Here is a 23739-nt window from a genome sequence, read left to right as displayed (position 1 = left end):
TCGTCGCTGGATCTGCTCTCGCTGTCACCAGTCTCCAACCCGGCCACGGCGGGTGCCTATTCCTCGGCGGCCCCGCGGCCGGCCACAACGACCACAAGCGGGACCACGTGCCCGCTGCCCGGACCCGGCGGGACGTCATCGGGATCGTGGGCAGTAGCCCTCGGATCCGATGACGTCCCGGGCCGGTGGCCGCTCCCGATCGGTAGCCTCGGGCGCGTGAGCCTCTCGGACGCCCGCCCCTCCGGCACGCCGCCCTTCTGGGCGCCCGGCACCCCGATCATGTGGCGGTACGGCGACCCCGCGCGCCCGCACTGGGCGACGCCGATGACGGTCGTCCGGGACGACGCGGACGCCCTCGTGGCCTGGCTCCCGGCCGGCACGCCGGTGCTCAAGGTCGGCCGCGCGGACGGCGGCGGCTTCCGCGACGGCGACGCCGCAACGATGTTCACCGCCGAGCGCACCCAGCTGGTCGGCACCTGGGAGGAGTACGACGTCCTGCGGGTCGCCCCGACCGGCCGGCCCTGGTCGGTGTGGTGGTTCTTCCCGGCGGGCCAGGCGACCTTCGAGGGGTGGTACGTCAACCTGGAGGACCCGCACGTGCGCGACGCGGACACGACGTACTCCACCGACCACGTGCTCGACGTCTGGGTCGAGCCCGATCGCACCCACCACCGCAAGGACGTGGACGAGCTGGCGCTGGCCGTCGAGCAGGGCCGCTACACCCCCGGGCAGGCCGCCCGGATCACCGCCGTCGCCGCCGAGGTCGAGGACGTGATCGCCGCCTGGGGCCCGCCGTTCTGCGACGGCTGGGAGACCTTCCGCCCGGACCCGTCCTGGCCGGTGCCGCAGCTGCCCTGACATGCCGCCGGGACGTCCTGCGGATGGTGGGAGCGGGTGCTCCCTCCGGAGGACGTCCCGGCGGGTCGAGCGGGTCAGAGCGTCGCGAGCGCCTCGTTCAGCGTCGTCGACGGCCGCATCACGTGGTCGGCCTTGGCGTCGTCGGGCTGGTAGTAGCCGCCGATGTCGGCCGGCGAGCCCTGCACGCCGTTCAGCTCGGCGACGATGGCGTCCTCGCTGCTGACCAGGAGCTCGGAGAGCGCCGTGAAGTCGGCGGCCAGCTCGGCGTCGTCGGTCTGCCTGGCCAGCTCCTGGGCCCAGTACATCGCCAGGTAGAAGTGCGAGCCGCGGTTGTCGATCCCGCCGATGCGGCGCGTGGGCGACTTGTCGTTCTCGAGGAACGTGCCGGTCGCCTTGTCCAGGGTCTCCCCCAGCACCCTGGCCCGCGCGTTGTCGTCGTAGCCCGCGAGGTGCTCGAGCGACGCGGCCAGCGCGAAGAACTCGCCGAGGCTGTCCCAGCGCAGGTAGTTCTCCTTGACCAGCTGCTGCACGTGCTTGGGCGCCGAGCCGCCGGCACCGGTCTCGAAGAGGCCGCCGCCGTTCATCAGCGGGACGACCGACAGCATCTTCGCCGACGTGCCGAGCTCGAGGATCGGGAACAGGTCGGTGTTGTAGTCGCGGAGCACGTTGCCGGTGACCGAGATGGTGTCCTCGCCCTTGCGGATCCGCTCGAGGGAGTACGCCGTGGCCGCGGCCGGCGCCATGATCTCGATGGTCAGCCCGTCGGTGTCGTGCTCGGGGAGGTACTCCTCCACCTTCGCGATCAGGTTGGCGTCGTGGGCGCGGTTCTCGTCCAGCCAGAAGATCGCCGGCGAGCCGGTCGCGCGGGCGCGGGTGACGGCGAGCTTGACCCAGTCGCGGATCGGCTCGTCCTTGGTCTGGCAGGCGCGCCAGATGTCACCGGGCTCGACGGTGTGCTCGATGAGCACGTCGCCGGCCGCGTTGAGGACCCGGACCTGGCCGGCGGCCGGGACCTCGAAGGTCTTGTCGTGCGAGCCGTACTCCTCGGCCGCCTTGGCCATCAGGCCGACGTTCGGGACCGAGCCCATGGTGGCCGGGTCGAAGGCGCCGTTCGCGCGGCAGTCGTCGATGGTCGTCTGGTAGACGCCGGCGTACGACGAGTCCGGGATCACCGCGAGGGTGTCGGCCTCCTCGCCGTCGGGGCCCCACATGTGGCCGGACGTGCGGATCATGGCCGGCATCGAGGCGTCGATGATGACGTCGGACGGCACGTGCAGGTTGGTGATGCCCTTGTCCGAGTCGACCATGGCCATCGTCGGGCCGTCGGCGATGCCCTGGTCGATGGTCGCCTTGATGGCGTCGCCCTCGGGGAGGTCGGCGACCGCGCCGAGCAGCGCGCCCAGGCCGTCGTTCGGGGAGATGCCGGCGGCGGTGAGCTGCTCGCCGTACTGCTCGAAGAGCGTCGGGAAGAACGCCTGCACGACGTGGCCGAAGATGATCGGGTCCGAGACCTTCATCATCGTGGCCTTGAGGTGCACCGAGAACAGCACGCCCTCGGCCTTGGCGCGGGCGATCTGCTCGAGCAGGAAGCGGCGCAGCGCCGCGACGTTCATGAAGGTGCCGTCCACGACCTCGCCGGCGAGGACCGTGATGCCGTCCTTGAGGACGGTCTCGGTGCCGTCGGCCGCGACGTGCACGATCGAGAGGGTGTCGTCGGCGGGGATCACGACGGACTTCTCGTTCGAGAAGAAGTCGTCCTTGCCCATCGTCGCGACGTTGGTCTTCGAGTCGGCGCTCCAGGCGCCCATCCGGTGCGGGTGCTTCTTCGCGTAGTTCTTCACCGACAGCGGCGCGCGCCGGTCGGAGTTGCCCTCGCGGAGCACGGGGTTGACCGCGGAGCCCTTGGTCCGGTCGTACTTCGCCCGGATCTCCTTGTCCTCGTCGGACTGCGGGCTCTCGGGGTAGTTCGGGAGGTCGTAGCCCTTCTCCTGCAGCTCCTTGATCGCGGCCTTGAGCTGCGGGATGGAGGCGGAGACGTTGGGGAGCTTGATGATGTTGGCCTCGGGCTTCGTGGCCAGCTCGCCCAGCTCGGCGAGCGCGTCGTCGATGCGCTGCTCGTCGGTCAGGCGCTCGGGGAACTGGGCGATGATGCGGCCCGCCAGCGAGATGTCGCGCGTCTCGACCTCCACACCGGCCTTGGCGGCGTACGCCTGGATGATCGGCAGGAAGGAGTACGTCGCCAGCAGCGGCGCCTCGTCCGTGTGCGTGTAGATGATCTTGGCCATGGAAAAGGCTGCTCCTGAACGTCGCGGATCATGGAAAAGTTGCTTGACGTCAAGATACCTGACGCCGCGTCCTGCCCAGCCTCGCACCCGTCCCGGCCCGGGGCAACGGGCCGCCGACGCGACTAGAGTGCTGCCGACCCCGGGACAGGGCCCGGGGACCACCACAGGGGGCTCTCGGACATGGTCGACTCATCCACCCGCACGCAGCAGCTGGCCGCGGAGGCACTCGGGACGCTCGTCCTCGTGCTCCTCGGCTGCGGCTTCCTCGCCCTCAGCGGCGACTCCCGCGACGGGTCCTCGGCGACCCCGCTCGCCTTCGGCTTCGCGCTGGTCGCGGTGACCTTCGCCTTCGGCCGGATCTCCGGCGGGCACTTCAACCCGGCGGTCTCCGTGGCGGCCGGCCTGAGCGGGCGGCTGGCCTGGCGCGACGTCGCGGCGTACGCCGGGGCGCAGGTCGTCGGCGGTGTCGTGGGCGGTCTGCTGGTGTTCGCGATGCTGCACGGCTTCGACACCTTCGACGCCGAGGGCTCGATGGGCCAGAGCTTCTTCGGCGACCAGGGCTTCGGCTTCGCCGTCTGGGCCGCGCTGCTCGTCGAGGTGGTGCTGACCGCGCTGTTCGTCCTGGTCCACCTGTCCGCGACCGACGCGCGCAACGAGCAGCGCGCCTTCGCCCCGATCGCGATCGGGCTGGCCTTCGCGGCCTGCTACTTCTTCACGCTGCCGCTGACCGGCGGCGGGATGAACCCCGCCCGCTCGATCGGCGTCGGCCTCTTCGCCGGCACCGACGCGATCATCCAGCTCTGGCTCTTCGTCGTCGCGCCGCTCGTCGGCGCGGCCCTCGGCGGCCTCGCCCACCCGGCGCTCTTCGGCCGCGACGGCGAGCCGGTCCCCGGATCCGGGCTCAGCTTCGACCGACCGGCCCGCCCCGCCACGGCCGCGAGCGCCGGTGCGGCCGCCGGTGCCGCCGCTCCCCAGGAGGAGCAGGCCGAGCGCGCCTGGACGATCGAGGAGGCCGCGGCGCAGGGCTGGCACTGGGACGCCCAGGCCCAGCAGTGGCGCCACGAGAGCGAGGGCTGGCAGCCCGACCAGGCCGCCCAGCAGCCCCAGCAGCCCCAGCAGTGGGCGCCCGACCAGCCGTGGTCCGACGGCGGGGCCGGCGAGCGCACCCAGATCCGCCCGTCGGGCGACCACTGACGACGCTCAGCGGGTGGTGACGGAGACCAGCTGGACCAGCTCGTCGCCGCCCGTGACCGTCTCCTCCAGCACGACCCCGAGACCCTCGGCGTAGAACTTGCGCTCGACCAGCCCGGGCTCGAGCGGGGTGGTGTCCTCGGTCTCGACCAGGTCGCCGAAGACGCCCGCGGGGACGGCTCGCCGCTCCGTGAGCGACAGCACCTCCGCGCGGTCCTCCGCCACCCCGGCGAGGTGCTCCTGGGCGTAGCCGTCGCCGATCCGCGGGCGGGCCGCCATCACCAGGCCGGCCTCCGCCCCGTCGACGCCGGCCTCCCAGGACCCCTCCGTGCTGGGCTTCCCGTCGCCGTACTCCGTGGTGTCCTCGCCGAAGTACCAGACGTTGCCGTCGTCGTCCTGCGCGAACCAGTCGTAGGTGTCCTCGACGACCTTGCCGCGGGCGTCGGTCAGCACGTCGTGCACCACCACCGTGGTGACCCCGGCGACGACGCGGGTGTCGTCGGTGACGGTGACGGTCTCGGTCTGCTTCCCCGCCCCGTCCCCGGTGACCTCGTAGGTCCGCACCGTCCCGGGCTCGAGCGGGAGCCACCGGTTGTCGATCGTGGTGGTGAAGTCCGCCGGGTCGGGCGACGGGGTCGGGATCACGAGCTCGTCGACGCCGCTCGGGGCGATCGTCGGCGGCTCCCCGCCGCAGCCGACGAGGGCCAGGGAGGCCGTCAGGACGGCGGTGAGGGCCGCGAGCCGGGTCCGTCGCATGGCGCCAGCATGGCGCACGGGCGGTCGACGGCCGCACAACCCTCCGTCGCCAGCCCGCCTGAGCGCTGCTAGCGTCGGCGCTCGGACCATGCATCCAGGCCCGTCTCCGGGCTGCCAAGTCGACAAGGAGTCGTCGTGAGCCAAACGCCCCTCAAGGTGGCCGTCACCGGCGCAGCCGGCCAGATCGGTTACAGCCTGCTCTTCCGTCTCGCGAGCGGTTCGCTGCTCGGGCCGGACCGTCCCATCGAGCTGCGCCTGCTGGAGATCACCCCGGCCCTCAAGGCGCTCGAGGGCGTCGTGATGGAGCTGGACGACTGCGCGTTCCCGACCCTCGCCGGTGTCGAGATCGGCGACGACGCCGAGAAGATCTTCGACGGCGTCAACCTCGCCCTGCTCGTCGGCGCCCGCCCGCGCGGCCCCGGCATGGAGCGCGGCGACCTGCTCTCCGCCAACGGCGCGATCTTCACCGCCCAGGGCAAGGCCCTCAACAACGTGGCCGCCGACGACGTCCGCATCGGTGTCACCGGCAACCCGGCCAACACCAACGCGCTCATCGCCATGACGAACGCCCCTGACATCCCGCAGGAGCGGTTCTCGGCGCTGACCCGCCTCGACCACAACCGCGCGATCTCGCAGCTGGCCGCGAAGACCGGCGCCTCGGTCACCGACATCAAGAAGATGACGATCTGGGGCAACCACTCCGCCACGCAGTACCCCGACCTCTTCCACGCCGAGGTCAAGGGCCAGAACGCCGCCGAGGCCGTCGGCGACCAGGACTGGCTCGAGAACACCTTCATCCCGACCGTCGCCAAGCGCGGCGCCGCGATCATCGAGGCCCGGGGCTCGTCCTCGGCCGCCTCGGCCGCGTCCGCCACCGTCGACGCCGCCCGCGACTGGCTGCACGGCAGCGCCGAGAACGACTGGGTCTCGATGGCGGTCGTCTCCGACGGCTCCTACGGCGTGCCCGAGGGCCTCATCTCGTCGTTCCCCGTCACCACGAAGGACGGCAACTGGGAGATCGTCCAGGGTCTCGAGATCGACGACTTCTCGCGTGCCCGGATCGACGCCTCGACCGCCGAGCTCGCCGACGAGCGCGCCGCGGTCACGGAGCTCGGCCTGATCTGACGCCGACCCGTCGCTCGTCGACGGCTCAGCACGCCGACCCGTCGCCTCTTCACCGCGCTGCGCGTGAAGAAGCGACGGGTCGACGCATTTCTGCGTGAACCGGCGACGGGTCGCTCAGACGGGCTGGTTCGGGATCGTCGCCGCCAGGAAGATCAGCAGTCCCCCGACGCCCGCGAGCAGCAGGCAGTCGAAGACGCGGTGGCGCACCGCGAGCATCCCGGCGTCGCGCCGCGGCAGCACCAGGCGGATCAGGGCCGCGAAGATCAGCGCCCCCGCCATCCAGTTCGTGCCGAGGCGCCAGTTGCCCGTCCAGACGATGCCGATGCCGACCGCCGTCGCGGCCAGCACCACGAGGTAGAACAGCCCGCCGATCGTCGAGGGGTAGCGGCGCGGCTCGTCCTCGACGTGCTCCTCGAAGGGCAGCTCCTCGAACGGCGGCGGCTGCTCCTCCGGAGCCGGGTCGGAGGCCGGGTCGGACCCAGGGTCCGGCACCGGGTCCGGTGTCTCGTCCGGCTCCGGTGCGGGCTCGTGCGGTGTCGACAACGCGTCAGCCCAGGGCCTTCTCGGCCATCAGCACGATGTTCGAGAGCAGCATGGCGCGGGTCATCGGACCGACGCCGCCCGGGTTCGGCGACACCCAGCCGGCCACGTCCCACACGTCGTCCGCGACGTCGCCGGCGATCTTGCCGTCGACCCGCGAGACACCCACGTCGAGCACCGCGGCGCCCGGCTTGACCATGGCGCCGGTGATGATGCCGGGCACCCCCGCGGCGGCCACGACGATGTCGGCGTTGCGCACGTGCGTGGCGAGGTCCCGGGTGCCGGTGTGGCACAGGGTCACCGTCGCGTTCTCGGTACGCCGGGTGAGCAGGAGCCCCAGCGGGCGGCCGACGGTGAGCCCGCGGCCGACGACGACGACCTCGGCGCCCGCGATCGGGACGTCGTGGCGGCGCAGCAGCTCGATGCACCCGACCGGCGTGCAGGGCAGCGAGCCCTCCTCGCCCAGGACGAGCTTGCCGAGGCTGACCGGGTGCAGGCCGTCGACGTCCTTGTCGGCGTCGACCCGCGAGAGCAGCGCGAACTCGTCGAGGCCCGTGGGCTGCTGGACCAGGAAGCCGGTGCACGCCGGGTCGGCGTTGAGCCGGTCGATCTCGGCCTCCACCTCGGCCTGCGTGGCGGTCGCCGGCAGGTCGACGCGGATCGACTCGATGCCGATCTCGGCGCAGTCCTTGTGCTTGGCGCCGACGTACCAGTGCGAGCCCGGGTCGTCGCCGACCAGGACGGTCCCGAGCCCGGGGACGACGCCCTGCTCGCGGAGCTTGCTGACGCGGTCGGCGAGCTCGGCCTTGATCGCCTTGAGGGTGGCGGTGCCGTCGAGCTTCTGTGCAGTCATGGCTTCATCCTGTCTGGGTTGCTGCTGCTTTGCACCTCACCGGGTCTCGACCCGGGCGTCGCGACCTCGTTCCTCGGTCGCGGCCCTCGCTCGACCTGCTCACCGATGACCGTGGCGGCTCCGCCGCCACGGTCAGTGAGCAAAGTGCCGCGTGCCGGTGAAGTACATCGTCACGCCGGCCGCCTTGGCGGCCTCGACGGTCAGCTCGTCGCGGACCGAGCCGCCGGGCTGCACGATCGCGGCGACGCCGGCGTCGATGAGGATCTGCGGGCCGTCCTCGAAGGGGAAGAACGCGTCCGACGCGGCGACGGCGCCGGTCGAGCGGTCCCCCGCGCGCTGCACGGCGAGCTTGCACGAGTCGACCCGGTTGACCTGGCCCATGCCGACGCCGACCGAGGCGCCGTCCTTGGCGAGCAGGATCGCGTTGGACTTGACCGCGCGGCAGGCCTTCCACGCGAAGGCGAGGTCGGCGAGCACCTCGTCGGAGGCTGCCTCGCCGGTGGCGAGGGTCCAGGTGGTCGGGTCGTCGCCGGGGGCGTCCACCGCGTCGCGCTCCTGCGCGAGCAGGCCACCGGACACGGGGCGCAGCTCGACGCCGCCGCGGACGGCGGGCACGCACTGCAGCACGCGGATGTTCTTCTTCGCGGCGAGCACCTCGACGGCCCCGTCGTCGTACGCCGGGGCCACGACGACCTCGGTGAACACCTCGGCGACCTGCCGGGCCATCTCGACCGAGACCGGCACGTTGGTGGCGATCACGCCGCCGAACGCCGAGACCGGGTCGCAGGCGTGCGCCTTGCGGTGCGCGTCGGCCACGTCGGCGCCGACGGCGATGCCGCACGGGTTCGCGTGCTTGATGATCGCGACCGCCGGCTCGTCGAAGTCGTAGGCCGCCCGGCGGGCCGCGTCGGCGTCGACGTAGTTGTTGTACGACATCTCCTTGCCGTGCAGCTGGGTCGCCTGCGCGAGCCCGGGGCCGAGGTCGTTGGTGTAGAGCACCGCGGCCTGGTGGGGGTTCTCGCCGTAGCGGAGCACCGACTGGCGCTCCCACGTGCCACCCATCCAGGCGGGCGCACCCGAGCCGTCGGTGGTGTCGGTGAGCACGTTGCCCATCCAGGTCGCGACGGCGACGTCGTACGACGCGGTGTGGACGAACGCCTCCGCGGCGAGCCGCTTGCGGTCCGCGAGCGTGAAGCCGCCGACGCCGACAGCGGTCAGCACGTCGGCGTACCGCGCCGGGGACGTGACGATCGCGACCGACGGGTGGTTCTTGGCCGCGGCGCGGACCATCGACGGGCCGCCGATGTCGATCTGCTCGACGCACTCGTCGGGCGAGGCGCCGGAGGCGACGGTCTGGGTGAAGGGGTACAGGTTGGAGACCACGAGGTCGAACGGCTCGACACCCAGGTCGGCCAGCTGCTGCACGTGGGTCTCGAGGCGGCGGTCGGCCAGGATGCCGGCGTGCACCTTCGGGTGCAGCGTCTTGACGCGGCCGTCGAGGCACTCGGGGAAGCCCGTCAGGTCCTCGACCTTGGTGACCGGGATGCCGGCCTTCTCGATCAGCGCGGCGGAGCCGCCGGTTGAGACCAGCGCGACGCCGGCCTCGTGGAGCCCGCGGACGAGGTCCTCGAGCCCGGACTTGTCGTAGACGGAGACGAGGGCGCGTCGGATCGCGATGCGGTTCTCGGGGTTTTCGGGCACAGAGACACTCCTGCTCGGGTGGAGGAGCACCCAGGCGGGCGATGCTCCCGACGTCACTCCCTGGTGGTTGCCCACCTGCGCCAGTCGTGGTGCGCCCGAGTCTAGGGGCTAGGAGGAGGTCCGGCCGAACCTCACCCGGCGGCCGTCGACGACGAAGCCCTCGCGGGCCATCCGGCCGACGGTGTCGACGAGCATCGCGCGCTCGGCGACCTTGATCCGCTCGTGGAGCGCCTCGACCGTGTCGTCGTCCTCCACCGCCACGACCGACTGGGCCAGGATCGGCCCGGTGTCGACGCCGGCGTCGACGACGAAGAGCGTGCAGCCGGTGACCTTGACGCCGTACTCCAGGGCGTCGCCCGGCCCGTGCATCCCGGGGAACGACGGCGAGAGCGCGGGGTGGGTGTTGACGACCGACCCGCCGAACCTGCCGAGGAACTCCTCGCCGACCAGCTTCATGAAGCCGGCCAGCACGACCAGGTCCGGGTCGAAGCCGGCGACGGTGTCGGCCAGCGCGCGGTCCCAGTGGTCGCGGCTGCTGAACTGCCCGACCTTCTTGACGAAGGTCGGCACCCCGGCGCGCTCTGCGCGCTCCAGGCCCTCGATGTCGTCGCGGTCGGCGCCGACGGCGACCACGCGGGCGCCGTACGCCGGGTCCGCGCACGCGTCGAGCAGGGCCTGGAGGTTGGTGCCGGCGCCCGAGACGAGCACGACCAGGCGCGCGGGAGAGGTGGGAGGCACGCGCAGGAGTCTAGGGCGTGCCGCGGAGGCCGGCGGCTCAGGCGACGTCGGCGGAACGGCGCGCCAGGCGGCGCTGCCACCAGGTCATCAGGAGCCCGCCGACGAGGCCGCCGATGCCGAAGGCGGTGATCGCGTGCACGAGCACGTCGAAGGAGAACGGGCCGACCATCCGCATCCGGCCGGGACCGACGGAGCCGCCCGACAGCGAGGCCACGATGCCGAACAGGACGCCGGCGAGCACGCCGCCGACGCAGCCGCGCAGGGCGCCCTCGTCCCAGCGCAGGGTGGGCATCCGGTGCTGGGTGCGCGCGGCCGCCAGGGCGGCGACCAGCGGCGGCAGCGCCATCAGCCCGATCACCCAGCCGGCGACCGGACCGGCCTGGGGCAGGGCCGCGAGCAGGGGGAAGAGCGGCATGGGGCCGAGGACGACGGCGGCCGGGGAGACCAGCGTGTGCGCGCCGACCGCGAAGCCGGGGCCGAGGAGGTAGGAGCCCGAGAAGGCGACGGCGTTCGGGACGACCGCGGTCGAGAGGACGCTGAAGAGCGTCGCGTCGCCGGCGTCGGTGTGCAGCTGCGACATCACCGAGGCGGCGGCGCCGAGGTCCAGGGCGAACGCGACGCCGAAGACCACGCCGGCGACGGTCAGGTAGGAGACCAGGATCCGCAGGCAGGCGGCGCCGCTGGCGCGGACCGACGGCGGCAGGAAGGCGGCCCAGATCGCGGCACGGCCGGAGCCGACGGCGATCGCGGGGGCGCCGAAGAAGGCGCAGAGCAGCAGCGACCAGAGCACCGCGCGCGACCCGGACGGCGCGGTCGCCGCGGTCGAGGCCAGCGAGGTCGTGACCCCGACGGTGACGGCGTACCCGACCGCGAAGAGGAGGCTGGCGACCGGGACCGTCCAGTCACGCTCGCCGTCGGCGATCCGGTCGGCGTCCGGCCCGTGCCCCGACACCGAGTCGCCGACCCGGTGGCCGACGCGCCAGACCGCCCAGGCGACCAGCGCGGTGAGACCGAGGGGCACGACGGTGATCGCGACACCCTCCACCCGCACGCCCGACCCGTGGGCGAGCAGCCAGCCCAGGGCACCGACGCGCAGGCCGTCCCGGGGGGTCCCGTGGGCGCCCGCGTCGCTGAGGAACCAGCCCACGACACCGAGCGCCATGCACACCAGGAGCGTCGAGGCCGCGGCGGCGACGCCGCCGGCGGTGGCGATCAGCACGAGCGGCCGACGGTGCCGCGCGTCCGTGCCGGAGCCGGCGGGCGAGCGGGTGGGGGCCGTGGCAGATCGAGGGAGCAGCGAAGTCATGGCCGGCCCATCATCACCCGGCACCAGGGCCCCGATGCGGTCCCACGCCGGTTGGCCGCGACGTGTGCGGCTCCCGTACCGTGGACGGGCCATGAGGAATCCCGACGAGTTCGACGCGTTCTACAAGGACGCCCGCGACCGCCTCCTCCTGCAGACCTACGCCCTCACCGGCGACCTGCCCGCGTCGCGCGCGGCGGTCCGCGACTCCTTCGTCGTGGCGTGGCACCACTGGCGCAAGATCTCCCGCCAGGAGGACCCCGAGACCTGGGCCCGCCCGCACGCCTGGGCGCACGCCCAGCGGCGGCACACCGCCCGGCTCTGGCACCGCGAGAAGAAGCTCGACCCCGAGGCCCGCGCCACCCTCGACGCGCTCGGCAAGCTCTCCACGCCCCAGCGCAAGGCGCTGCTGCTGACCCACCTGACCACCGTGCCGCTGTCGGACATGGCGCGCGAGGTCGGGCTCCCCCGCACCGAGGTCGAGCGCGAGCTGCAGACCGCGACGGCGCAGTTCGCCGTGCACCGCGACGTGCCCAGCACCAGCATCCGACCGCTCTTCGAGGCGCTGCGCGACCACGTCGCGAGCGTCACCTGGCCGCGCGCCACGATCATCCGGCGGGCCGGGGCCGCCCGCCGCCGGACCCACACCGGGGTCGGCGCGGTCGTGACGGTCGCCGCCCTGGTGCTCACCGGTGCGCTGGTGACCGACGCCGCCGGGGTGCACCCCACGCTGGACCGCGAGCGGCTGACCACCTCCGCCCCGAAGGGGCCGGACGCGACCTCCTCCCCGGAGGCCGAGCCCGAGGTGCTGCCCGCGAGCACGATGCTCGAGGACGCCGACCTGCGCCGCACCGCCCCCGGACGCGACTGGCAGGTGCGCCGCACCACCAAGAACGTCGGCAAGAAGCGGGTCGAGGTGCCGTGCACCCGGGAGCGGTACGCCGACCCCCAGGGACTCGCCGCGCTGGTCCGCACCTTCCGCGCCGCCCCCGCGAAGGGCGCGCCCCGCCGCACCGCGCTGCAGGCGACCGAGGCCTCCCGGACCGAGGCCGCTGCCCGTCGTACCTTCGCCACGACGCGGGCCTGGTTCGCCGGCTGCAGCGACGAGCGCGTGCAGCTGCTGGCCACCCGGGAGGTCCCCGGCGTCGGGGACGACGCCGTCCAGCTCGTGCTGCGGTCCTGGCAGGCGCCCGTCACCACGATGGTCGTCGGGCTGGCGCGGACCGGCGTCTTCACGACCACCACCGTCGAGAGCCTGGCGTCGACGACCGTGCCCGACAGCCGCCTCTCCGCCGCCGTCCTCGGCGCGGCGGTCGACCGCCTCTGCCCCACCTCCGGCGCCGGCGCCTGCGCGGACGACAAGCCGCGGGTGCGCGACCGCGCGCCGTTCCCGGCCGACGAGTACCCCGCCGGCCTCGGGCTCGTCGACCTGCCGCCGATCACGGGCGTCGACAAGCCCTGGGTGGCCACCCCGCCGCAGCAGGCGCGCACCAACGTGGCCGCCACCTCCTGCGACGGCACCGCCTTCACGGGTCGGGCGTACGGCGCCCCGATCTCGCACGCGAGCACCCGGTCCTACCTCATCCTCAAGGCCGGGCTGCCGGACGAGTTCGGCCTGACCGAGACCCAGGGGTCGCTGCCGGTCAAGGCGGCCAAGGCGTTCGTCGCGGGCGTGCGCACCAAGCTCGCGGCCTGTCCCGACAAGGAGCTCGGCACCGACGTGCGCCGCACCACCGAGCTGACCAGCGCCGACCGCCAGCTCACCGTGTGGCACCTGACCACCGAGCTGTCGGACAACAAGAAGCTGACGGTCGCGATGGCGATCATGCGGGTCGGCACCGGCGTCGCCCAGCTGGGCTTCGTCCCGGCCCCCGGCGCCCCGATGAGCGACGCGGCGTTCGAGGCGCTGGCCCGCCGGGCGCTCGAGCGGCTCGAGCGGCAGGCCTCCCCCTCCCGCTGACCCGGCGGACCGGGCGGTCTGCCGAAAAAACCTCGACGCACGTGCAACCGTGGTCGCACCCGGGGCGTATCCCTCGCGACTGACGACACGCGCAGCACTCACGAGACGGGGACAGGTCGATGGACGAGCAGCAGTTCGACGACTTCTACGCCGCGTCGTTCCAGCGGATCACGGGGCAGGTCTACGCCATGATCGGCAACCGGGACGAGGCGCAGGAGTGCGTCCAGGAGGCGTTCGTCCGTGCCTGGGCGCACCGCCGCAAGCTCCAGCAGGCCGAGCACCCGGAGGCGTGGGTCCGCACCACGGCGTACCGCCTGGCGGTGAGCCGCTGGCGGCGCACCGTGCGCGGCCGGCGACCGGTGGACCGCGCCGTCGGCGCCGCCACCGAGACCGCCGCCCCGAGCGAGAGCCACGTCGCCCTGGTGGCGGCGCTCAAGCAGCTCCCGGAGGCCCAGCGGCAGGCGCTGGTGCTCCACCACATCGCCGACCTGCCCGTGCACGCCGTGGCGGCCGAGGTCGGCGTGCCCGAGGGCACGATCAAGGCGCGGCTCAGCAGGGGACGCGCGGCGCTCGCCGCGCTCCTGACCGACGAGACCGGACTCCAGGAGGGAGCACACCATGTCTGACCCGATCCAGGACCTCGAGCACTTCAACGAAGGGATGGACGTGAACCCGCTCCCCGCCTCCGAGGTGCGACGCCGCGGCAACCGGCTGCGTCGCCGCAACAACGCGCTCGCCACCGTCGGGGGCCTGGCGGCCGTCGCGATCATCGCCGTGCCGCTCGCCCTGAGCGCGAGCGGGCAGGACAGCAGCGCCCCCGACGTCGGGCCGGCCACCTCCTCGCCGTCCGCCACCCCCTCCCCCGACGCCGGCCCGACGTGGCGGCAGCGGATCCCGGACGGCTTCCCGCTCGCCGAGGGCTTCCCGGCCACCAACGGCAGCGACGGGTCGGCGGTGACCGTCACGTCCCCCACGGACGTCGAGGTCTTCCCGCCGTGCCTGGGCTCCGGCGACCAGCGCACGCCCCCGGCCAGGACCGTCGACCGCGCCAGCGTCACCTACGTCGGCGAGTCCGAGGACCGGCGCGAGGGCGTGCTGGCGGTGTACGCCGACCAGGACGCCGCCTCCGCGGCCCTGCAGCAGCTCGAGACCGATGTCGCACGGTGCCCGAGCCAGCGCGGCCAGAACGCGACGTACCTCTTCGACGCGCTGCCCTCCGACCTGGGCGAGGAGTCCTTCGCCTGGACCGTCCGCGTGCGCCAGGGTGGCGAGCTGAGCTCCGAGCTGACCGTCGTGCAGAACGTCCGGGTCGGCAACGCGATCTACGCGCTGTCCTACTACGGGGCCGGCGGCGCGAACCAGGACGTCATCGACTTCACGCAGCGGCTGATGACCACCGACTCCGCGCCGACCGTCAGCTCGCTGTGCGTCTTCGCGGCCGAGCCGTGCGACCTCCCCAGCTCCTCGGTCGGGCCGGAGGAGACGGCCGGTGCCACGGGCACGGTCGACGGGACCGGCACCGGGAGCGGCGACGCGGCGGCGATCCCCGCGGACTTCCCGATCCTGGACGGCTACCCGGACGACGCCAGCTCCGAGGGTGGCGAGTACGGCATCGAGTCCGCCTCCACCGACGCCCCTCCCCTCGCCTTCGAGGCGTGCGGCAAGCAGGCGCCGGCCCTCACCGGCGTCGAGCGGCTCAGCGCCGGCTGGACCAACCCGGAGGACTTCCGGCACCGCCAGCTGACGCGGTTCGCCGACGTCGCCGCGGCGGACGCGTGGATCGACGCGGTCCTGCAGGTCTACCGCGACTGCCCCACGGAGAGCACCTCCGACGGCTACACCAGCGTGCGGACCGTCCTGGACGGCCGGCAGGGCGACCGGTCGGCGAGCGCGATCACCGGCTACGAGCTCGACGGCTCCCCCGCGCCGGGCCTCGACGTGGTCACGATCGTGCGCGTCGGCCCCACGGTGCTCGTCGCCACGACGTACGGCGAGGGCATGGCCGCCACCGACCAGGACCTGGCCGACCAGGCCGCGTCCGACGCCGACGCGGTGGCCACGCTCGTCGCCGCGATGTGCCGCTGGGGCGACCAGGGCTGCTGAGCCCCTGACGACGAAGGAGGATCCCCGGCACCTGGTGCCGGGGATCCTCCTTCGTTCGTTCTCGGACCGGGTCAGCGGTCCTGCGGGCTAGAGCCCGTTGAGGATGTCCCGCATCAGCGAGGCGGTCTCGGACGGCGTCTTGCCGACCTTGACCCCGGCGGCCTCGAGGGCCTCCTTCTTGGCCTGCGCGGTGCCGGACGAGCCGGAGACGATCGCGCCGGCGTGGCCCATCGTCTTGCCCTCGGGGGCGGTGAAGCCCGCGACGTACCCGACGACGGGCTTGGTCACGTGCTCCTTGATGTAGGCCGCCGCCCGCTCCTCGGCGTCGCCGCCGATCTCGCCGATCATCACGATCGCCTTGGTGTCGGGGTCCGCCTCGAACGCCTCGAGGGCGTCGATGTGCGTGGTGCCGACGATCGGGTCGCCGCCGATGCCGATGGCGGTCGAGAAGCCGAAGTCCCGCAGCTCGAACATCATCTGGTAGGTCAGCGTGCCGGACTTCGAGACCAGGCCGATCGGGCCGGAGCCCGCGATCGTGGCCGGCGTGATGCCGGCCAGCGCCTCGCCGGGCGTGATGATGCCGGGGCAGTTCGGCCCGATCATCCGGGTGCTCTTGCCGTCCAGGTAGGCCCAGACCTCGGCCGTGTCCTGCACGGGCACGCCCTCGGTGATGACCACGAGCAAGCCGATGCCGGCGTCGATGGCCTCGAGGCAGGCGTCCTTGGTGAAGGCCGGGGGCACGAAGGCCACCGACACGTCGGCGCCGGTCTCGGCCATCGCCTCCTTGACGGAGCCGAAGACGGGGAGCTCGACGTCGTTGCCGTCGGCGTCCTTGTGGGCCACGGTGGTGCCGGCCTTGCGGGCGTTGACGCCGCCGACGACCTGGGTGCCGCACTTGAGCATCAGCGCGGTGTGCTTGGTGCCCTCACCGCCGGTGATGCCCTGGACGATGACCTTGGAGTCCTTGTTCAGGTAGATAGACATGATTCAGAGTTCTCCAGTCACTTCGCGGCGTGCGCGAGCTCGGCGGCCTTGTCGGCCGCACCGTCCATGGTCTCGACGAGGGTCACCAGCGGGTGGTTGGCCTCGTCCAGGATCCGGCGGCCCTCCTCGACGTTGTTGCCGTCGAGGCGGACGACCAGCGGCTTGCTGGCCTCGTCGCCGAGGATCTCGAGGGCGCCGACGATGCCGTTGGCCACGGCGTCGCAGGACGTGATCCCGCCGAAGACGTTCACGAAGACGCTCTTGACCTGCTCGTCGTTGAGGATCACGTCGAGGCCGTCGGCCATCACCTGGGCGGACGCGCCGCCACCGATGTCGAGGAAGTTGGCGGGCTTGACCCCGCCGTGCGCCTCACCGGCGTACGCGACGACGTCGAGGGTGCTCATGACGAGCCCCGCGCCGTTGCCGATAATGCCGACGGAGCCGTCGAGCTTGACGTAGTTGAGGCCCTTGGCCTTCGCCTTCGCCTCGAGCGGGTCGGCCGCTTCCTTGTCCTCGAACTGCGCGTGGTCGTCGTGGCGGAACTCGGCGTTCTCGTCGAGCGAGACCTTGCCGTCGAGCGCCTCGAGCTTGTCGCCGGCGAGACGGGCGAGGGGGTTGACCTCGACCAGCGTGGCGTCCTCCTCGACGAAGACCTTCCACAGGTTCAGCACCGTCGTGACGGCCTGCTCGGTGAGGACCTCGGGGAAGCCGGCCTCGGCCACGATCGCGCGGGCCTTGGCCTCGTCGACGCCGGTGCCCGGGTCGATCGGGATCTGCTTGACGGCGTCGGGGTTGGTCTTCGCGACCTCCTCGATCTCGACACCGCCCTCGACGCTGGCGATGCAGAGGTACTGACGGTTCGCGCGGTCCAGCAGGAAGGAGAAGTAGTACTCCTCCTCGATGCTGGCGGCCGGGGCGACCAGCACGCGGTGCACCGTCAGGCCCTTGATCTCCATGCCGAGGATCGCCGTGGCGTGCTCCTCGGCCTCGTCGGGGGTCTTGGCGAGCTTGACGCCGCCGGCCTTGCCGCGGCCCCCCGCCTTGACCTGGGCCTTGACGACGCAGACACCGAGCTTCTCGGCCGCAGCGCGGGCCTCGGCGGGGGTCGTCGCGACGATGCCCGGCGTGCCGGGGACGTCATGCTTGGCGAAGAGCTCCTTCGCCTGGAATTCCATCAGATCCACTGATCCACCAGTCCTGTTCGAAGCTGTCGGCCGTCGATGTGCGACCGCACGTATCTCCCGGGCACCCTAGACCCGTACGACGCCCACGGACGAGGCGAGGGCGCCCGACGTGACGCACGGCATAGCGGGCCGGGGAACTCCGCGGACGGGGTCGGAGTCCGGCGTACCGACGGCTCAGGCCTCGGCGCCCTGGGCGAAGTGCTCGCTGACCCACCCGGTGATCTCGCCGGTGGTGGCGCCGGGCGTGAAGACCTTCGCGACCCCGATCTCGGTGAGGACCGGGATGTCCTCCTCGGGGATGATCCCGCCGCCGAAGACGACGATGTCGGAGGCGTCGCGCTCGGCGAGCAGCTCGATGAGCTTGCGGAAGAGCGTCATGTGCGCCCCGGAGAGGACCGAGAGGCCGATCAGGTCGGCGTCCTCCTGGATCGCGGTCTCGACGATCTGCTCGGGCGTCTGGTGCAGCCCGGTGTAGATGACCTCGTGGCCGGCGTCGCGCAGGGCGCGGGCGACGATCTTGGCGCCGCGGTCGTGTCCGTCGAGCCCGGGCTTGCCCACCACGATGCGAATCATGAGGGCAATCTAGCGGACGGGTGACGAACGCCACGAGGAGGCGGGACCGGGCCGGATCCGGCCGGATCGAGCGGGTGCGGCCCTCACCTTTACCCAGATTCCGGACGGAACATGCGCTCGTCGTCCACAAATTGGTCGGTCCAGATTTCCCGGGCCGTGACCCATCCGTTATGGTCGTGGCTCGCTGTCTCACCCCCGAAACCCAGCGGAGACTTCTTTATGGGCAACCACCGAGCGGATCGTCGCGGCCACGGCCGTGCTCCCTCGGAGACCCCGGACGTCGCCGCTGCGACCGCCGGCAAGCGCAGGGCCGCGAAGCACACCGCCTCGCGTGGCCCCCTGTTCCGCGGTCTCCCCTCGGCTCCGATCCTGCTCGGTGTGGCCGCCCTGGCGGTCTCCGCCGGCGGCGCCGTCACCGCGGCGTCCCCGGACCTCGCGTCGAACGACCACCGCCTGAGCCAGGCCAGCGCCCTGAGCGGCGCCAGCGACGTCTCCACCGTCAGCCTCCTCGACGCCCGCAAGTCGACCGTGAGCCGCGACTCGCGTCGCGACGCCCTCGCGGACGCCGCGAACGCCGAGCTGGTCGACGAGGCCGAGAACCAGGCCGAGCAGCGCAATGCCGCGCTCGCCAAGTTCGCCCAGCAGGCCGAGGTTCAGGCCAAGAAGATCGCCCTCAACGCCTGGGTGCTGCCGGTCGAGGGCTACCACCTGACCGCCACGTTCGGTGAGTACAGCGGCCTCTGGTCGCACTTCCACACCGGCCTCGACTTCGCCGCCCCGAGCGGCACCCCGATCCACGCGGTCGCCAACGGCGTCGTGACGTCGGTCGGCTACGACGGCTCCTACGGCAACAAGACCGTGATCACGCTCGAGGACGGCACCGAGCTCTGGTTCTGCCACCAGACGTCGTACGCCGTCAGCACCGGCCAGGTCGTCCGCGCCGGTGAGCTGATCGGCTACGTCGGCTCGACCGGCAACGTCACCGGCCCGCACCTCCACCTGGAGGTCCGCCCCGGCGGCGGAGACCCGGTGGACCCGTACCAGGCGCTGGTCGTCCACGGGTTGAACCCGTAGCGAGCGCAGCGAGCGGAGCGGTTCTGCCCGTGGACGACCAGCCCACCGTGCTGGTCGGAGCCGAGTCGGCGCTACTGCTCGCAGCGAGCGCCAGCGAGCGGAGGGCTGTCGCGCCGACTCGGCGATCCCGGCACCACCGCGTCACGTAGGCACGAGCGCCCGCGAGCGAAGCGAGCAGGGGCGCGGCGTCCCCACCGAGACGTAGGCACGAGCGCCCGCGAGCGAAGCGAGCAGGGCGCGGCGGCGACCCCGGCCGACATGCTCACCAGCGTGTGGCTCAGGCGGTCACGGAAGAGTGCCGCGCAACCAGCCGACGTCGGACAGGCTGGACGTGAACGCGACGGTCGACCAGTACTCGCGCGACGCAGCCGTGGGGTCCGGCCCCAAGCAGATCGTCAGCTGGTCGTCGCCGACCACACGGACGACGGTGACGTTGTCCCGTCGCCCGCTGCGGCAGCGCGGCCGATGCAGCTCGGGGGTCTGGGACCACTCCTGGTACACCGTGTAGCCCGTGACCCTGCCGTCCGCAGGAGGGAGCGCTCCGACGGAATACTCCGTCAGCCACACAGCACCCGCGCGTTGGCGACCCGTGGACGTGAAGGGCTTGTTGAGCAGCGTGAAGTCGCGTTCTCCGGTGTTGTCCGTCCCCGGTGGCAGGTCACGAGGCAGCAGGACCGGGTTGCGCGCCGAGCCACGCGCCGTGAGCCGGACCAACTGGGACCGCGTGAACTCGGCGTGCGGCCCGCTGGGCGACTCGTCACTCCCGCTCGCCGCGTAGACGAGAACGCCCGCCCACATCAGTGCTGCGACCACGACGCCCGTCACCAGAACCGAACGGACCGGCGAGCCGCTCACGATCGTCGCCCTCCCGCTGTCCGCCACGGTGCCGATCATGCCGCTCGGTCGCCTACGACGCTGGACTTTCGCCGCTCAGCCCCTCGCGCCCGTCTGCAGATGCGCCGACTCGACCCCTCAGCATCTGCAGACGCGCCGACTCGGCACCTTCCCGAGCCGGCTAGAGCTTCTCGACGGGGGCGTAGCGCAGCAGCAGCCGCTTGACGCCCTCGGAGCCGAAGTCGATGGAGGCGACGGCCTTGTCGGCGGCTCCCTCGACGGCGACGACCGTGCCCATGCCGAACGAGTCGTGCAGGACCCGGTCGCCGGGCTCGAGGGAGGGGATGTCGCGGGCCGGCTTGGCCTTGGCGGCGGCGTCGGCGCGGAGCGCGGCGGAGGAGAAGTTGCGGCGGCCGGCGGCGGTGGGGGCACCCATCCGGCCACCGGAGGAGCCGGAGAGGTCCGGGCGTGACCAGCTGGTCTGGGCGGCCTCGGTGCGGCGCCAGTCGACGAGGTCGACGGGCAGCTCGTCGAGGAACCGGGAGCCCGGGTTGTGGGACGGGGCGCCCCAGGCGGAGCGGACCACGGCGCGGGAGATGTAGAGGCGCTCACGGGCCCGCGTGACACCGACGTACGCGAGCCGGCGCTCCTCCTCGAGCTCGGGCTGGTCACCGAGCGAGCGGGCGTGCGGGAAGACGCCGTCCTCGAGGCCGGTGAGGAAGACGACGGGGAACTCCAGGCCCTTGGCGGTGTGGAGGGTCATCAGGGTGACCACGCCAGAGTCGTCGGTGGCGTCGGGGATCTGGTCGGTGTCGGCGACGAGGGCGACCCGCTCGAGGAAGTCGCGCAGGCCGGGGGCGACGGTGCCGGCGTCGACGTCGGCGGGGTCGGCCGACGGTCCGGCGACCGGGTCGTCGGAGAACTCGCGGGCGACGGCGACCAGCTCGGCGAGGTTCTCCAGCCGGGTGGCGTCCTGCGGGTCGTCGGAGGCCTCGAGCTCGGCGAGGTAGCCCGAGCGCGCGAGCACGGACTCGAGGATCACGTCGGCCCGCTCCCCCGCGTCGACCATCGACTGGAGCTCCTCGATCATCGCGACGAAGGCGCGGATCGCGCTCAGCGAGCGGGTCGCGAGGCCGGGGGCCTCGTCGGCACGACGCAGCGCCTCCCAGAAGGTGAGCCGGTCGCGCTCGCCGAGCGCCCCGACGCACGCCACCGCGCGGTCGCCGATGCCGCGCTTGGGGGTGTTCAGGATCCGGCGCAGCGAGACCTGGTCGTCAGGGTTCGCGAGCATCCGGAGGTAGGCGAGCGCGTCGCGCACCTCGCGGCGCTCGTAGAACCGCACGCCGCCCACGACCTTGTAGGGCATGCCGTGCCGGATGAAGATCTCCTCGAACACCCGCGACTGCGCGTTGGTCCGGTAGAAGACGGCCACGTCGGCCGGCCGACCACCCGCGTCGGTGAGGGTGTCGATCTCGGCGGAGACGAAGCGGGCCTCGTCGTGCTCGTCGTCGGCGACGTACCCGGTGATCCGCTCGCCGTCGCCCGCGTCGGACCACAGCCGCTTGGGCTTGCGCCCCTTGTTGTGGCCGATGACGGAGTTGGCGGCGTTGAGGATGGTCTGGGTGGAGCGGTAGTTCTGCTCGAGCAGGATCGAGGTGGCGTTTGGGAAGTCCTGCTCGAAGTCGAGGATGTTGCGGATGTTGGCGCCGCGGAAGGCGTAGATCGACTGGTCGGCGTCGCCGACGACCATCAGCTCCGCGGGCTCGACCCGCTCGGAGTTTCGAGACGGTTGCTGCGCAACCTCCTCAACCACCGGGGAGACGGGCTCGACGACCTCCTCGAGCGGGTTGGCGCAGAGGGCGTGGATCAGGGCGTACTGCGCGTGGTTGGTGTCCTGGTACTCGTCGACGAGCACGTGGCGGAAGCGGCGCCGGTAGGTCTCGCGCACCTCGGGGTAGTCCTGGAAGAGGTGCACGACCTTCATGATCAGGTCGTCGAAGTCGAGCGCGTTGGCCTCGCGCAGGCGGCGCTCGTAGAGGGTGTACGCGGCGGCGTACGTCTCCTCGAGGTTGTTCTGGGCGTCCTTGGTTGCGTCGGCGGCGTCGCGGAGCTCGTTCTTGTGGTTGGAGACCCAGTGCAGGACGGCGTTCGGCTGGTAGCGCTTGGGGTCGAGGTCGAGGTCCTTGCAGACCAGCGCCATCAGGCGCTTCTGGTCGGCGGCGTCGTAGATCGAGAAGCTCGATTTGTAGCCGAGCTTGTCGACCTCCTTGCGCAGGATGCGCACGCACGCGGAGTGGAACGTCGAGACCCACATGATCCGGGCGCGCTTGCCGACGAGGTCCTCGACGCGCTCCTTCATCTCCGCGGCGGCCTTGTTCGTGAAGGTGATCGCGAGGATCGAGCCGGGGTGCGCCTTGCGCTCGGAGATCAGCCAGGCGATCCGGCGGGTCAGCACCCGGGTCTTGCCGGAGCCCGCGCCGGCCACGACGAGCAGCGGGGCGCCCTCGTGGACGACCGCGGCGCGCTGGGGCTCGTTCAGGCCCTCCAGCAGCTCCTCGCGGGAGGGTCCGCGCCGCGTGGTGCGGGGCTCCTCGGCGGGCGTGACGTGCTCGAGGCCGGGCAGGGTGAAGGGGGTGCTCATCTCGGGTCCCACCCTACGTTCCGCGACCGACATCCGGTCGGCCCGTGGCACCGGGCGGATACTGGCTCCATGGCCACCCCTCCCCTCGTCCTGATCGTCGGCGCCGGACCCGTCACCGAGGCGCTCGTGCCCATGCTCGACGCCCTCGGGTGGCAGAGCCGGGTCAGCGAGACCACGCCCACGATCGATGCCGACGTCGACGCGGTCGTCGTCACCAGCCACCACGACGACGTGGACGGCCCGACGATCAGCGCTGCGCTCGCCGCCGGCACGGCGTACGTCGGGGCGATGGGCTCACGCCGCACCCAGGCCAGGCGCCGGGAGTGGCTGCTCGCGAACGGCGTCACCGAGCAGGCCCTCGAGGCGCTGCGGGCACCGATCGGCCTCGACATCGCCGCTGACGAGCCGGGCGAGATCGCGGTGTCGATCCTCGCCGAGGTCGTGGCCGTACGACGTGGGGCGGACGCGGCCGTGCGGTCGGTCAGCGAGCGGGACGGCGCGATCCACCCGGACCTGGCGCCGGGCACCGCCACCTGCCCGGGCGGCTGACGCTGCGCTCTGCCCGGCCGTTCCGCCGATCCGCGGGGCCGACGGCTCCGAACCTCAGGCGTGATGGACGGGCGACCAGAAGACCGCGACGGCGACGTTCGCGACGCTGAGCAGCAGCAGCCCGACCCACAGCCCCTGCGGGATCCGCTCCTTGCGCACGTTGGCCATCACCAGGACCAGGATCAGCAGGCCGATCGCGAACTTCACCGCGACCTTCGCGTGGTTCACGGCGGTGTCCCCGGCCTCGAGCACGCCGACGAGCAGCAGCCCGGCCAGGAACGCCGTCCCGATGCCGTCGCGCATCGCGGCGTTGACGGTCTTCTCGGGCTGCCGCGCCTGCGCGAGCAGGCCGCCGATCAGCGCGGCGAACCCGAGGATGTGCAGGAACAGCAGCACCAGCCGGAGCGTCTCCATGCGCTGATCGTAGAGCGTCCGGGCCGTTCCGGAGCGAGACCCTTATTGCACACCATGTGCAAGTGGGTAGAGT

General features: G+C 72.4%; 21 protein-coding genes and 1 riboswitch. Of the genes, 8 read left to right on the top strand and 13 right to left on the bottom strand.

The features are described 5' to 3' along the window. Nucleotides 1–216: 216 nt before the first annotated feature. Nucleotides 217–858, top strand: coding sequence for a DUF402 domain-containing protein (locus tag H5V45_RS22735; RefSeq protein ID WP_185253885.1), 642 nt, complete (start codon nt 217–219; stop codon nt 856–858). 74 nt (nt 859–932) lie between these two features. Here the strand turns inward: H5V45_RS22735 and H5V45_RS16210 are convergent, their stop codons facing one another. Then, nucleotides 933–3143 carry an NADP-dependent isocitrate dehydrogenase gene (locus H5V45_RS16210; protein ID WP_185253884.1) on the bottom strand — a complete coding sequence of 737 codons (2211 nt, stop codon included), beginning with the start codon at nt 3141–3143 and terminating at the stop codon, nt 933–935. 180 nt (nt 3144–3323) lie between these two features. Here H5V45_RS16210 and H5V45_RS16205 point away from each other — a divergent pair, with 180 nt between their 5' ends. Continuing rightward, complete coding sequence (locus H5V45_RS16205; protein WP_185253883.1) at nt 3324–4337, top strand: MIP/aquaporin family protein; 1014 nt, start codon at nt 3324–3326, stop codon at nt 4335–4337. Nucleotides 4338–4343: 6 nt separating this feature from the next. Here H5V45_RS16205 and H5V45_RS16200 read toward each other — a convergent pair whose 3' ends face one another. After that, on the bottom strand, nt 4344–5090 hold the full coding sequence (locus H5V45_RS16200) for a hypothetical protein (RefSeq protein ID WP_185253882.1): 747 nt from the start codon (nt 5088–5090) through the stop codon (nt 4344–4346). Nucleotides 5091–5225: 135 nt separating this feature from the next. Between H5V45_RS16200 and H5V45_RS16195 the strand changes: the two genes are divergently transcribed. Then, complete coding sequence (locus H5V45_RS16195) at nt 5226–6215, top strand: malate dehydrogenase (RefSeq protein WP_185253881.1); 990 nt, start codon at nt 5226–5228, stop codon at nt 6213–6215. Between the two features lie 114 nt (nt 6216–6329). Here H5V45_RS16195 and H5V45_RS16190 read toward each other — a convergent pair whose 3' ends face one another. The 5 genes from H5V45_RS16190 to H5V45_RS16170 form a co-directional block, all read right to left on the bottom strand. Further along, nucleotides 6330–6707 (bottom strand): DUF3017 domain-containing protein, encoded by a 378-nt coding sequence (locus tag H5V45_RS16190; RefSeq protein WP_343061593.1) that lies wholly within the window; start codon nt 6705–6707, stop codon nt 6330–6332. A 55-nt stretch (nt 6708–6762) separates the two neighbouring features. Next, the gene (locus H5V45_RS16185) at nt 6763–7608 is read right to left on the bottom strand and encodes a bifunctional methylenetetrahydrofolate dehydrogenase/methenyltetrahydrofolate cyclohydrolase (protein WP_185253880.1); all 846 of its coding nucleotides are present in this window, start codon (nt 7606–7608) and stop codon (nt 6763–6765) included. Between the two features lie 132 nt (nt 7609–7740). After that, nucleotides 7741–9309 carry a bifunctional phosphoribosylaminoimidazolecarboxamide formyltransferase/IMP cyclohydrolase gene (gene purH, locus H5V45_RS16180; RefSeq protein ID WP_185253879.1) on the bottom strand — a complete coding sequence of 523 codons (1569 nt, stop codon included), beginning with the start codon at nt 9307–9309 and terminating at the stop codon, nt 7741–7743. Between the two features lie 21 nt (nt 9310–9330). Continuing rightward, nucleotides 9331–9407: riboswitch (ZMP/ZTP riboswitch) on the bottom strand. 10 nt (nt 9408–9417) lie between these two features. Beyond that, nucleotides 9418–10047, bottom strand: a complete 630-nt coding sequence (purN, locus tag H5V45_RS16175; protein ID WP_185253878.1) for a phosphoribosylglycinamide formyltransferase — start codon at nt 10045–10047, stop codon at nt 9418–9420. A 37-nt stretch (nt 10048–10084) separates the two neighbouring features. Beyond that, the gene (locus H5V45_RS16170; RefSeq protein ID WP_185253877.1) at nt 10085–11353 is read right to left on the bottom strand and encodes a cell division protein PerM; all 1269 of its coding nucleotides are present in this window, start codon (nt 11351–11353) and stop codon (nt 10085–10087) included. Between the two features lie 91 nt (nt 11354–11444). Between H5V45_RS16170 and H5V45_RS16165 the strand changes: the two genes are divergently transcribed. The 3 genes from H5V45_RS16165 (at nt 11445) to H5V45_RS16155 (ending at nt 15413) form a co-directional block, all read left to right on the top strand. Next, a complete protein-coding gene (locus tag H5V45_RS16165) occupies nt 11445–13310 on the top strand; it encodes a SigE family RNA polymerase sigma factor (RefSeq protein WP_185253876.1) in 1866 nt (621 codons plus the stop codon). Between the two features lie 119 nt (nt 13311–13429). After that, nucleotides 13430–13936, top strand: a complete 507-nt coding sequence (locus H5V45_RS16160) for an RNA polymerase sigma factor (RefSeq protein ID WP_185253875.1) — start codon at nt 13430–13432, stop codon at nt 13934–13936. Continuing rightward, nucleotides 13929–15413, top strand: a complete 1485-nt coding sequence (locus H5V45_RS16155) for a hypothetical protein (protein WP_185253874.1) — start codon at nt 13929–13931, stop codon at nt 15411–15413. Before H5V45_RS16160 ends, H5V45_RS16155 begins: the two co-directional genes overlap by 8 nt. 87 nt (nt 15414–15500) lie before the next feature. On the opposite strand, the gene sucD is transcribed toward H5V45_RS16155, so the two are convergent. From sucD to icmB, 3 genes are all read right to left on the bottom strand, one after another. Beyond that, on the bottom strand, nt 15501–16397 hold the full coding sequence (sucD, locus tag H5V45_RS16150; RefSeq protein WP_185253873.1) for a succinate--CoA ligase subunit alpha: 897 nt from the start codon (nt 16395–16397) through the stop codon (nt 15501–15503). A gap of 17 nt (nt 16398–16414) precedes the next feature. Further along, complete coding sequence (gene sucC, locus H5V45_RS16145; RefSeq protein WP_185253872.1) at nt 16415–17581, bottom strand: ADP-forming succinate--CoA ligase subunit beta; 1167 nt, start codon at nt 17579–17581, stop codon at nt 16415–16417. A 174-nt stretch (nt 17582–17755) separates the two neighbouring features. Beyond that, a complete protein-coding gene (gene icmB / locus H5V45_RS16140) occupies nt 17756–18154 on the bottom strand; it encodes a coenzyme B12-dependent isobutyryl CoA mutase small subunit (RefSeq protein ID WP_221634030.1) in 399 nt (132 codons plus the stop codon). Nucleotides 18155–18373: 219 nt separating this feature from the next. Between icmB and H5V45_RS16135 the strand changes: the two genes are divergently transcribed. Beyond that, nucleotides 18374–19228 carry a M23 family metallopeptidase gene (locus H5V45_RS16135; protein WP_185253871.1) on the top strand — a complete coding sequence of 285 codons (855 nt, stop codon included), beginning with the start codon at nt 18374–18376 and terminating at the stop codon, nt 19226–19228. Nucleotides 19229–19513: 285 nt separating this feature from the next. On the opposite strand, the gene H5V45_RS16130 is transcribed toward H5V45_RS16135, so the two are convergent. Next, nucleotides 19514–20122, bottom strand: coding sequence for a hypothetical protein (locus H5V45_RS16130; RefSeq protein ID WP_185253870.1), 609 nt, complete (start codon nt 20120–20122; stop codon nt 19514–19516). A gap of 121 nt (nt 20123–20243) precedes the next feature. Then, nucleotides 20244–22703, bottom strand: a complete 2460-nt coding sequence (gene pcrA / locus H5V45_RS16125) for a DNA helicase PcrA (protein WP_185253869.1) — start codon at nt 22701–22703, stop codon at nt 20244–20246. Nucleotides 22704–22772: 69 nt separating this feature from the next. On the opposite strand from pcrA, the gene H5V45_RS16120 reads away from it, so the two are divergent. Beyond that, nucleotides 22773–23252 (top strand): XdhC family protein, encoded by a 480-nt coding sequence (locus H5V45_RS16120; RefSeq protein ID WP_185253868.1) that lies wholly within the window; start codon nt 22773–22775, stop codon nt 23250–23252. Between the two features lie 54 nt (nt 23253–23306). On the opposite strand, the gene H5V45_RS16115 is transcribed toward H5V45_RS16120, so the two are convergent. Continuing rightward, nucleotides 23307–23666: a hypothetical protein gene (locus tag H5V45_RS16115; RefSeq protein WP_185253867.1), complete on the bottom strand. Its 360-nt coding sequence runs from the start codon at nt 23664–23666 to the stop codon at nt 23307–23309. Nucleotides 23667–23739: the final 73 nt, after the last annotated feature.

This window comes from Nocardioides luti, from assembly GCF_014212315.1.
GTDB classification, from domain to species: Bacteria; Actinomycetota; Actinomycetes; order Propionibacteriales; family Nocardioidaceae; genus Nocardioides; species Nocardioides luti.
The sequence above is the reverse complement of the archived record's forward strand: the minus strand, read 5'-3'. Positions and strand labels throughout refer to the sequence as shown.

Bases quoted from the DNA above. Each gene is read 5' to 3' on its own strand.
- H5V45_RS16210 (WP_185253884.1), bottom strand. From the start codon at position 3,143: ATGGCCAAGATCATCTACACGCACACGGACGAGGCGCCGCTGCTGGCG.
- H5V45_RS16205 (WP_185253883.1), top strand. From the start codon at position 3,324: ATGGTCGACTCATCCACCCGCACGCAGCAGCTGGCCGCGGAGGCACTC.
- H5V45_RS16200 (WP_185253882.1), bottom strand. From the start codon at position 5,090: ATGCGACGGACCCGGCTCGCGGCCCTCACCGCCGTCCTGACGGCCTCC.
- H5V45_RS16185 (WP_185253880.1), bottom strand. From the start codon at position 7,608: ATGACTGCACAGAAGCTCGACGGCACCGCCACCCTCAAGGCGATCAAG.
- H5V45_RS16170 (WP_185253877.1), bottom strand. From the start codon at position 11,353: ATGACTTCGCTGCTCCCTCGATCTGCCACGGCCCCCACCCGCTCGCCC.
- H5V45_RS16165 (WP_185253876.1), top strand. From the start codon at position 11,445: ATGAGGAATCCCGACGAGTTCGACGCGTTCTACAAGGACGCCCGCGAC.
- H5V45_RS16160 (WP_185253875.1), top strand. From the start codon at position 13,430: ATGGACGAGCAGCAGTTCGACGACTTCTACGCCGCGTCGTTCCAGCGG.
- H5V45_RS16155 (WP_185253874.1), top strand. From the start codon at position 13,929: ATGTCTGACCCGATCCAGGACCTCGAGCACTTCAACGAAGGGATGGAC.
- sucD (WP_185253873.1), bottom strand. From the start codon at position 16,397: ATGTCTATCTACCTGAACAAGGACTCCAAGGTCATCGTCCAGGGCATC.
- icmB (WP_221634030.1), bottom strand. From the start codon at position 18,154: ATGATTCGCATCGTGGTGGGCAAGCCCGGGCTCGACGGACACGACCGC.
- H5V45_RS16135 (WP_185253871.1), top strand. From the start codon at position 18,374: ATGGGCAACCACCGAGCGGATCGTCGCGGCCACGGCCGTGCTCCCTCG.
- H5V45_RS16130 (WP_185253870.1), bottom strand. From the start codon at position 20,122: ATGATCGGCACCGTGGCGGACAGCGGGAGGGCGACGATCGTGAGCGGC.
- pcrA (WP_185253869.1), bottom strand. From the start codon at position 22,703: ATGAGCACCCCCTTCACCCTGCCCGGCCTCGAGCACGTCACGCCCGCC.
- H5V45_RS16120 (WP_185253868.1), top strand. From the start codon at position 22,773: ATGGCCACCCCTCCCCTCGTCCTGATCGTCGGCGCCGGACCCGTCACC.
- H5V45_RS16115 (WP_185253867.1), bottom strand. From the start codon at position 23,666: ATGGAGACGCTCCGGCTGGTGCTGCTGTTCCTGCACATCCTCGGGTTC.